Source organism: uncultured Phenylobacterium sp. (genome assembly GCF_902826855.1).
Classification (GTDB): Bacteria; Pseudomonadota; Alphaproteobacteria; order Caulobacterales; family Caulobacteraceae; genus Phenylobacterium.
The window spans coordinates 1-8,274 of the sequence record NZ_CADEGK010000197.1; the positions used below are offsets into that span (position 1 = coordinate 1).

At 70.6% G+C, this 8,274-nt stretch carries 8 protein-coding genes; 1 reads left to right on the forward strand and 7 read right to left on the reverse strand.

Annotated elements, in window-relative coordinates; genetic code table 11:
* The 7 genes from QZV94_RS20350 to QZV94_RS20380 form a co-directional block, all read right to left on the reverse strand.
* A partial coding sequence (locus tag QZV94_RS20350; RefSeq protein ID WP_293681163.1) for a class I SAM-dependent methyltransferase occupies positions 1 to 839 on the reverse strand: 839 nt, incomplete at its 3' end.
* Positions 839 to 2,653 carry an aminopeptidase P family protein gene (locus QZV94_RS20355; protein ID WP_293681166.1) on the reverse strand — a complete coding sequence of 605 codons (1,815 nt, stop codon included), beginning with the start codon at positions 2,651 to 2,653 and terminating at the stop codon, positions 839 to 841. The genes QZV94_RS20355 and QZV94_RS20350, both read right to left, overlap by 1 nt.
* 45 nt (positions 2,654 to 2,698) lie before the next feature.
* The gene (locus QZV94_RS20360) at positions 2,699 to 3,088 is read right to left on the reverse strand and encodes a hypothetical protein (protein ID WP_293681169.1); all 390 of its coding nucleotides are present in this window, start codon (positions 3,086 to 3,088) and stop codon (positions 2,699 to 2,701) included.
* 52 nt (positions 3,089 to 3,140) lie between these two features.
* Positions 3,141 to 4,007 (reverse strand): 50S ribosomal protein L11 methyltransferase, encoded by an 867-nt coding sequence (locus QZV94_RS20365; RefSeq protein ID WP_293681171.1) that lies wholly within the window; start codon positions 4,005 to 4,007, stop codon positions 3,141 to 3,143.
* A 43-nt stretch (positions 4,008 to 4,050) separates the two neighbouring features.
* On the reverse strand, positions 4,051 to 4,539 hold the full coding sequence (locus tag QZV94_RS20370) for a hypothetical protein (RefSeq protein WP_293681174.1): 489 nt from the start codon (positions 4,537 to 4,539) through the stop codon (positions 4,051 to 4,053).
* A 45-nt stretch (positions 4,540 to 4,584) separates the two neighbouring features.
* Positions 4,585 to 5,553 (reverse strand): magnesium and cobalt transport protein CorA, encoded by a 969-nt coding sequence (locus tag QZV94_RS20375; protein ID WP_293681176.1) that lies wholly within the window; start codon positions 5,551 to 5,553, stop codon positions 4,585 to 4,587.
* Positions 5,554 to 5,655: 102 nt separating this feature from the next.
* On the reverse strand, positions 5,656 to 7,995 hold the full coding sequence (locus QZV94_RS20380) for an ATP-dependent helicase (RefSeq protein WP_293681178.1): 2,340 nt from the start codon (positions 7,993 to 7,995) through the stop codon (positions 5,656 to 5,658).
* Between the two features lie 72 nt (positions 7,996 to 8,067).
* Between QZV94_RS20380 and QZV94_RS20385 the strand changes: the two genes are divergently transcribed.
* The gene (locus QZV94_RS20385) at positions 8,068 to 8,274 is read left to right on the forward strand and encodes a hypothetical protein (protein WP_293681180.1); all 207 of its coding nucleotides are present in this window, start codon (positions 8,068 to 8,070) and stop codon (positions 8,272 to 8,274) included.

An 8,274-nucleotide genomic window follows, 5' to 3' on the forward strand; every position in this document is an offset into this window, starting at 1 on the left:
CCGGTTGAACGCGCCGAGACCACCCACACCGCCGCGCCAAGCTTGACCCCGTCCGGCCCGTCGTGCGGCTTGAGGGCGGCGCGCACGGCGTCGATCACCACGTCGCGTCGATCCGGGTTGTCGCGGACCTGGCCGCCGAGCGGCCCAACCTTGAGGGCGAGGCCCAGGACGGTTTCCAGGTCGCCGCCGCCGACCTTCAGGTCGCGAGGCGTGACCCCGACGTCGGCGAAGCCGGCATCGCCCAGGATCCCGCGCACGCGGTCGGGGTCGGCGAAGGCGAAGGGGCCGGGCGCGCCGGGTTCCGGCGGCGGCGGCGGGGGCGGCAGGTGGGGTGCGGCGGCCATCGCCGGAAGCACCATGATCGGGTTCTCCGCCGGCGGGCGCCAGCAGACGAAGGCCAGGCGGCCGCCCGGCTTCATCGCTGCGCGGATGTTGGCGAAGGCGGCCACGGGATCGGCGAAGAACATCACGCCGAAGCGCGAGAACACGGCGTCGAAGGCGCCGGGCTCGAACGGGTAGGTCTGGGCGTCTGCCTCGATGAATGCGACGCCCGGCTGGCTCGCCGCGCGGCGCCGCGCGACCTCCAGCAGCGGCCGCGAGATGTCGGCCCCGGTCACCGCGCCGCCGGGCGCAACTGCGCGAGCGAGCTGCAGGGTGGCGTCGCCGGCGCCGCAGCCGATGTCGAGGACCCGCTCTCCAGGCCCGGGGGCCAGGACGTCCATGGCAAGCCGCCCCAGCGGAGCGAGCTGGCGGTCCAGCGGCACCTGCAGCGCGGCCCAGGTGGGGCCGGTCGCCTCGTTCCAGTAGGCGACCTGCGCGGCGTTGGGATCCTCACCCATCAAATCTCTCCCGTTGCGTCGATGAGCCAGGCGCGGACGTCGGCTTCCACCAGCGGCGCGATCACCTCGCGGACGCGGGCGTGGTAGGCGTCCAGCTGGGCGCGCTCGCCTGTGGTCAGCAGCTCGCGGTCGATCAGGTGGCGGTCGATGGGCGCAAGCGTCAGGGTCTCGAAGCCCATCATCGGCCGCTCGCCGCCCGGTATCATGGCCGGCTCGGTGACAAACTGCAGGTTCTCGATGCGGATGCCGTAGCCGCCTTCCTTATAGTAGCCGGGCTCGTTGGACAGGATCATGCCGGGGCGCAGCGCCACCGTGTTGGGCGCCTTGGCGATCCGCTGCGGACCCTCGTGCACGCCGAGGTAGGACCCCACCCCGTGGCCGGTCCCGTGGTCGTAGTCGAGGCCGTGCATCCACAGGGCGTGGCGGGCCAGCGCGTCCAAGGCCGAGCCGGTGGTGCCGACCGGGAAGCGGACCGCGGCCAGGGCCAGGTGCCCTTTCAGCACCAGGGTGAAACGCTGGCGCATCTCGGCCGTGGGTTCGCCGATGGCCACGGTGCGGGTCACGTCGGTCGTGCCGTCCTGGTACTGGGCGCCGGAATCGACCAGCAGCAGCGAACCGGGCTCCGCGCGCCTGTTGAGCCGCTGGATCGGCCGGTAATGGACGATGGCGCCGTTGGCCGCGGCGCCGGCGATGGTATCGAAGGAGAGGTCTTTCAGCGCCCCTGTGGCCTCGCGGAAGCCCTCCAGCTTGCGCACCGCCTCGATCTCGTCCGGCGGGCTCGCCTGGCCTTCGGTGGCGAGCCAGTGGAGGAAGCCGGTTAACGCCGCGCCGTCGCGAACGTGGGCGCGCTTGGTCCCCTCGATCTCGACCGGATTCTTGCAGGCGCGGGGGAGGGCGCAGGGGTCCTCCGCCCGGATCACTGTGGCGCCGGCGGCCTCCAGCTCGCTGAAATACCAGGCTGACGACTGGCCCGGATCCACGACGACCTTCTGGCCCTTCAGGTCGGCCAAGGCGCCGGGCAGGTCGGCCGGGGTTTCCAGGGTCACCTGGTTGCCGAGCCAGGCCGGGAGGTCCGGCGTGACCTTGGCTGGGTCGAGGAACAGCCGCGCCGTGCCATCGGCCTTCAGGATCGCCTGGCCGATCGGCAGGGGCGAGCGGATGACGTCGCCGCCGCGCACGTTGAACAGCCAGGCGATGGACGCCGGCGCGGTGAGGACCGCCGCATCGCCCCCGCGGCCGGCCACCGCGGCGCCGACACGGGCGCGCTTGGCGTTGGATTCTTCGCCGGCGAACTCCAAAGGGTGAGGCGCCACGGGCGCCACAGGCTGGGCGGGGCGGGCCCGGCCCCAGGCCTGGTCCAGGGGGTTGTCGTTGACAGGGGTGAGTTCGGCGCCGGCCTTGGCGGCGGCGGCCTTCAGGTGGGCTAAGGCGTCGGGGCTGTGCAGCCGCGGATCGTAGCCGATCTTCGCGCCCCTGCCGGCCGCGGTCTCCAGGTAGGCGGGCACGCCGCCCTCGACCAGATCGCGGATCTCGAACAACTCGGCGTCCACCTGGTCGCGGACCTGCAGGGTGTAGCGGCCGTCGACAAAGACCGCGGCCCGGTCCTTGAGGATCACCGCCGCTCCGGCCGAGCCGGTGAAGCCGGTGGCCCACGCGAGGCGGTCATTGGCGGCCGGCAGGTACTCGTTCTGGTGCTCGTCCTCGTGTGGCACGAGGAACCCGTCGAGGCCCTGGCGCGCCATCGCCTGGCGGATCAGGGGCACGTGGCGCGGCCCGAAGGTGCGGTCGGTGGTTTCGTCGAAGGACTGGCGCATGGCCAGGATTTAGGACGTTCCCGCCCCCTGGGCTAGTTCACCGGCCTAGTTAGGACCCGGTTCGGTGGGGGAGGCGTCCTGGGCCGCTGCCGTCGTGGCGTCCACCGCTTCGTCCGTCCGGCTGGCGGCGGCCTGGGCGGCGCTCTCGGTGGCGCGCGCCGCGTCGCCTGCGGCGTCCTGCGCGGCATCGGCGGCGCTGGCGGCGGCCAGTTGGGCATCGGAGGCGGCGTTGGCGAGGTTTGCCGAGACCGCGCCCTCGTCGCGGGCGTTCTGGATGTCGTCGCTGGTCGCGCCGGTGTTACCCACCATGAGCAGCACGCCGAAGATGGCGACGATCGCCACGACGGCCGCCACCCACCAGCCCGTGCTGGAGCCTCGGCGGACCACGACGGTGTGCGGCTCCGGGGTTACGGTCTCGCGCTCGAATTCGGCCATGGCCAAGGTCCTTCTGCGTCGGCGGAAGAACGTGGCGCTGCGGTGGCGGTTCCTATCGGCGGGCCAGCACCAGGGTCGCCCAGGCGTCGCGATGGATGCGCCGGACCAGCCGAAAGCCCTTGGACGTGTAGGCCGCCAGGACCCTGCGTTCCTGGGTTCGCAACAGGCCTGAGAGGATGGCGACGCCGCCCGGTTTGAGCGCGCTCCGGATGTCGGTCGATAGCGCCACCAGCGGCGGCGCCAGGATGTTGGCGAACACCAGGTCGTAGGGGCCGTCGCCCCGCACCCGGGGATCGTCGAGGCCGGCGGCGTGGACGAACCGGGCGCGGGCGTGGTTCAGGGCCGCGTTCTCGTTGGCGATCCGCACCGAAGGGCCGTCAATGTCGGTGCCGACCGCCACCGACGAGCCGGTGCGCGCCGCGGCGATCGCCAGCACCCCGGTGCCGCAGCCCACGTCCAGCACCCGGCCGAACCGCCGGGCTTTGAGCAGATCGCTGAACGCCTGCAGGCAGCCGACGGTGGTGCCGTGGTGGCCGGTGCCGAAGGCGGCGCCCGCCTCGATGCGGAGGTTCACGGTGGAAGCAGGCGCCAGACCCTTGTCGTGGGCGCCATAGACGAAGAACCGCCCGGCCCGCACCGGCGGAAGGCCCGACAGCGCCATGGCCAGCCAGTCGGCGTCGGCCAGCACCTCGGTGGCGACCCGCAGCTTCGGGAAGCCCGCCAGCACCCGGTCGATCGCCAGTTGTTCGAAGGTCTCGGTGGGAAACGCATCGATCCGCCAGACGTCGCGGTCCTCGTCCTCCTCCAGGATGGAGAAGGTCAGCGCCTCGGTGGCGGGCTCGGCCTCAAGGGCCGCTGCGGCGGCCTCGGCCTCGGCGCGAGGGCCGCGGGCGGTGATCTGGACGGCCTCGTCGCTCATAGGCGCGAGGCGTAGCCGGGGTCGACCGGAAAGGCGAGCGGGATCAGCCCTCGTCGATCGCCATCTCGTCGGGTGCGGGCGGCGGCTCCGGCAGGTCGGAGTCGTAGTATGCGCCGCCGCGGGCGGAGGGATAGTAAGGATCCTCGTGCGGCTCGTCGCGCCAGGCAGCGCGCGTCGCCTCGACCGGGACCAGTTCGTCTTCGGACGTGAAAACCACAGTCTCGCCCTGCTCCGCGGGCGGCGCCGGGTCCTCATAAGTGGGTGGGGGGTCGGCGGAAACGGCCGGCGGGCGGGTCCAGTCGGTGCCGATCACATATTCCGGGGGCTGGCCCGCAGCGGCGACGCGGGGGTGGGCGACCTCAGCCGAGCCACGCGGCCCGCCGCCGCTCATCAGGATCTGCGGACCGCCGGGACGGTCGCCCACGTCAAGCGTCGGATGCATCGCGGCCCCCAGCATCAGGCCGCAGGCGGTCACGCCGGCGACGCCTTGGAGGAGCGTTTTCAGGTCTTCGTTGCTGATCCAGGTCCGCATGGCTCGGATCAAGCGCGCGACCCGGATTTTGGTTGCGGCGTCCGGCTAGAGCCACTTCGAACGGCGGAACAGATAGAACACCAGCCCGCTGATCACCGCGATCAGTCCGATGGCGAACCCATAGCCGTACTTCCAGCGCAGCTCCGGCATCATCTCGAAGTTCATGCCGTAGAGGCCGGCGATGGCGGTCGGAACCGCCAGGATGGCGGCGCCCGCCGCCAGGCGGCGCGTGATGTCGCTTTGGCGCTGCTGCTCGAACAGGTTGGAGACCTCGAACACCGAGCCCAGCACGTCGCGCAGGCCCTCGGCCGAACTTGCAACCCGCCGCACGTGGTCGCCGACATCACGGAAGTAGGGCCGCATGTGCTCGCTCATGAAGGGAAGGCGCACGTGTTCCAGTCGCGCGCACACCTCCTCCATCGGCCCCAGCATGCGCCGAAACCGCATCAGCTCCTGGCGCAGATTGAACAGGTGCGTGACGTCCTCGCGGCTGAGGAAGGCGTCCAGCGCGCGCCGCTCCACCGCCAGCACCTCCTCCTCGATGTCCTCGACGATGGGCTGGTAGCTGTCGACGATGTAGTCGAGCAGCGAATAGAGGACGAAGGCCGTGCCGTGGCGGAGCATCGTCGGCGAATCCTCGAGGTTGCGCCGCAACATCGTGAACCCGCGCTCCGAACCCTTGCGCACCGTGATGACGTTGTTCCCACACAGGAAGGCGCAGGCCTCGCCGTAGACGATCGCCTCGCCATCGAGTCGGGCCGTGCGTGCGGCGACGAAGATCTGGTCGCCGTAGACGCTGACCTTGGGGATCGGGTGGTCGCAGAGCGCGTCCTCGATCGCCAGCGGGTGCAGGCCAAACCGGACCCGCAGGTTCTCCAGCTCCTCTACGTCAGGATCCACCAGCCCGATCCAGGTGAACTGGTGCGGCTGGACCGGCCGGTCCTCGGGATCGTTCAGCCACAGCGATCGCAGCCGGTGACCGTCCGAATAGACCCTGGCGGCGGCGATCGGCATGCGGCGCGTGTCCCCCTGGCTCGCGGCGGGATGAGACGACAACGGGGCGCGTTGCGCAACGCTCTCCTCTCCCTCCCGGCTTCGCCGAGAGAGAGGAGGCTGTCACTGCTTCTCCACAAAGCTGTCGATCACCTTCTTCTCGCCGGCCTTCTCGAACGCCACCGTTAGCTTGTTGCCCTCCACGGCCAGCACCGCGCCGTAGCCGAACTTGATGTGGAAGACGCGGTCGCCGCGCTTGAAGTCGCTGGCCGCGGAGCTGTCGGAGGTGGCGACCAGGCGGCCGTCGCCTTCGATCACCTGCTGGCGGCCGGGATGGCTGCCCCGGTACTGGCTGGCCTGGGCGCGGCGCCAGCCGGGGGAGGAATAGCCGGCGCCGAACGCCGGATCCTCGTCCCAGCGGCTGCCGTGCTGTTGCATGCCGGGGCCGCCGCCGTAGTAGCCGGTCTCCGACGAGGCTTCGACATTGGCCAGCGGCAGTTCGTCGACGAAGCGGCTGGGGAGCTGGCTGGTCCAGCGGCCGTAGACCTGGCGGTTGGCGGCGAAGGAGATGCGCGCCTCCTCGCGGGCGCGGGTGATGCCGACGTAGGCGAGCCTGCGCTCCTCCTCGAGCCCCTTCTCGCCCTTTTCGTCCATGGAGCGCTGGGAGGGGAAGACGCCTTCCTCCCAGCCGGGCAGGAACACCAGCGGGAACTCCAGTCCCTTGGCCTGGTGCAGGGTCATCACCTGAACGCTGTCGGCGCCGGCGCCGCGATCCAGGTCCATGACCAGCGACACGTGCTCCAGGTAGGCTTCCAGGGTCTCGTAGCCGGCCATGGACTGGACCAGCTCCTTGAGGTGTTCCCGCCGGCCCTGCGCCTGGGGACTCTTGTCCAGCTTCAGTGCGTCGGTGTACCCGCTCTCCTCCAGCACCGACTCCATCAGCCGCGCGTGGTCCATCTGCCCGGCCTGGCCGCGCCAGCGGTCGAGGTCGCGCAGGAAATTCGAAAGCGCCGTGCGGGTGCGCGCCGCCAGTTCGTCGGTCAGCACCAGTTGCCGCGCCGCGTGGGTCCCGGGCACGCCGTTGGTCCGCGCCACCTGCAGCAGCTTCTGCACCGTGGTCTCGCCGATGCCGCGCTTCGGCACGTTGACGATGCGCTCGAAGGCCAGGTCGTCGTCCGGCGACTGGATCAGCCGCAGGTAGGCGATGGCGTCGCGGATCTCGGCGCGCTCGAAGAACCGGGGACCGCCGATCACCACGTAGGGGATCTGCAGCATTACGAACCGCTCTTCGAAGCTGCGCATCTGGAACGCCGCGCGCACCAGGATGGCCATGTCGCGGTAGCGACGAGCCGGCTTGTCGGTGCTGCCCTTCTTCGCGCGCTCGATCTCGTCGGCGATCAGCCGGCTCTCGGCGTCGCCGTCCCAGATGCCGCGCACGACGACCTTCTCGCCGTCCTGGCTCTCGGTCCACAGGGTCTTGCCGAGGCGGGACTTGTTGGTGGCGATCAGGCCGGAGGCGGCGGCGAGGATGTGGCTGGTGGAGCGGTAGTTGCGCTCCAACCGCACGACTTTCGCGCCCGGGAAGTCGCGCTCGAAGCGCAGGATGTTGTCCACCTCGGCGCCGCGCCAGCCGTAGATGGACTGGTCGTCGTCGCCCACGCAGCACAGGTTCTGGCTCTTCTGCGCCAGGAGGCGCAGCCACAGGTACTGGGCGACGTTGGTGTCCTGGTACTCGTCTACCAGCAGGTATTTGAACCGGTTGTGGAATTCGGCCAGCACGTCCGGCTGGCTGGTGAAGATGGTCAGGTTGTGCAGCAGCAGGTCGCCGAAGTCGCAGGCGTTCAGGATGCGCATCCGCTCCTGGTAGAGCCGGTACAGCGCCTGGCCCTTGCCGTTGGCGAACGCCTGCGCCTCGGCCGGCGGCAGCTGGTCGGGCCGCCAGCCGCGGTTCTTCCACTGGTCGATCAGCCCGGCCAGCATCTTCGGCGGCCAGCGTTTGAGGTCGATGTTCTCGGCCTCCAGCACCTGCTTGAGCAGCCGCTCCTGATCGTCGGTGTCGAGGATGGTGTAGTTCGACTTCAGCCCCACCAGGTCGGCGTGGCGGCGCAGGATCTGGGCCGCCACCGAGTGGAAGGTGCCCAGCCACCGCAGACCCTCTGCGGATGGGCCGATGATGTGGGTGATCCGCTCGCGCATCTCCCGGGCGGCCTTGTTGGTGAAGGTGACGACCAGCAGCTCCCACGGCCGCGCCTTGCCGGTGGCCAGGATGTGCGCCAGCCGTGTGGTGAGCACGCGGGTCTTGCCGGTGCCGGCGCCGGCCAGCACCAGCACCGGCCCCTCCGTCGCCTGCACGGCATCGCGCTGCTCGGGGTTCAGGCCTTCGAGATAGTCGGCCGGCGGGGCGTCAACGCGGGCAAGGTCGCTGATCCGGGTGGCGGGCAGGTCGGAGGACTCGGAGGACATCGGAACATATGTAGCACATAGGTTCGCCCGCTTAAGGGCGGAACGGTCGGCGGCGAGCGTCGTTTTCGCGCTATGGAACAACCGCGCGCCAAACCCTGGCTGACGATCGCCCTGGGCGCCATGGGGCTTCTGGTGCTGCTGTTCGCCTGGACGGCATGGCAGGGTGGAGACGAGGCTGGCAACGCCGCAGAGGCCGTCGCCGTGGGTGTGCCGGACTTGCGTCCGCGGCTCCCCGAAACGCCGCGCCTGCCCGATCCGCCGATCCCGGTCCCGAAATAG